The sequence below is a fragment of the Ruegeria sp. CE12 genome (assembly GCF_056537525.1).
Genome location: NZ_JBQFRS010000047.1, coordinates 1 through 1,375 on the forward strand (window position 1 = coordinate 1; position 1,375 = coordinate 1,375).

The 1,375-nt window shown below is 55.9% G+C and carries 1 protein-coding gene; it reads left to right on the forward strand.

What is annotated here, in order from left to right:
• Positions 1–297 precede the first annotated feature (297 nt).
• Positions 298–1,375: MFS transporter (locus ACR0IO_RS23020; protein WP_480745167.1), on the forward strand; the 1,078-nt coding region annotated here is incomplete at its 3' end.

Genomic DNA, 1,375 nt, shown 5'->3' on the forward strand with positions numbered 1-1,375 from the left:
TAGCCGCTCATCCGTGTCGTAATGGCGCGAAGAATACAGGTTCAATTCCTGCGCCTGCGCCGCGGTCAGGGTGGTTAGAAAAACGACGCTGCCAAGCAGCAGGGAGAGGGGTCGGGTCATCCTAAAGCTCCTGTTCGAGTTATTTCCGACAATTTTAGTCGGGATGCTGCTTTTGATCACGATTCACGCGGCGGGTCAAATAAATTCCGACAAAAATTATCAGATTTAACTTCTGGCTTGCCCTTGCCTTGGTGCTACGGCATCAGTTTGCCTGAGGGATGAGGAGGACAGCCAGCCATGAAAGCGGGCATTGCTTTTCTTGTGCTCGCCTATGTGCTGAGCCAGTTTTATCGTGCGTTTTTGGCCGTCATGGCCCCTGTTTTGGCATCCGATATCGGGGCTACTCCGCAAAGCTTGGCGACAGCTTCGGGCGTGTGGTTCGCCGTTTTTGCCGCGATGCAAATTCCTGTGGGTATCGCACTTGACCGCATTGGGCCGCGCCTGACCGCATCGGTGTTGCTGCTTGTTGGCGGTGCGGGGGGTGCTGCCCTGTTTGCGACTGCGGCGGATGTGCGCGATGTGCAAATTGCAATGGGGTTGATCGGATTGGGCTGTTCGCCCGTTTTGATGGCAACCTATTACATCTTTGCGCGGGTTTATTCTGCGGCCATCTTTGCCACGCTCGCAGGTGTGACGATTGGCATTGGATCAATGGGCAACTTGGCAGCTGCAACACCCATGGCTTGGGCGGTTGAGGCCGTGGGGTGGCGCGAAACCGTTTGGGGCTTGGCGCTTGTGACGGGTCTTGTTGCGCTGGCTTTGTTCCTCTTGATCAAAGACCCCGCAAAACCAGAAGGCGATCAAAAAGGCAGCTTGATGGATCTGCTGCGCATTCCTGCGCTTTGGCTTATCTTCCCGTTGATGTTTGTGGGCTATGCCCCGTCAGCGGGGGTGCGTGGCCTGTGGGTTGGGCCTTATATGGGGGATGTCTTTGGTCTAACTGTTGCTGAGATCGGCACGGTGAGCCTGATCATGGGGGTTGCGATGGTGGTGGGCAGTTTTGCCTATGGCCCGCTGGATCGGTTTTTTGGCACGCGCAAATGGGTTATCTTGATTGGGAACCTGTTGGGTGCCTTCGCCTGTTTGGCGATTTGGGCTGTGCCCGAAAGCAGTATTTTGACAGCTACTGTTCTGGTTGCGGCCTTGGGGTTGTTTGGGGCGTCCTTCCCTGCCCTTGTTGCCCATGGGCGCAGCTTCTTTCCCCCGCATTTGGTTGGGCGTGGTGTGACCTTGATGAATTTGTTTGGCATCGGTGGGGTGGGTGTGATGCAATTCACCTCAGCCCCTTTCTTCACTGCGCTGTCAGGCACGATGG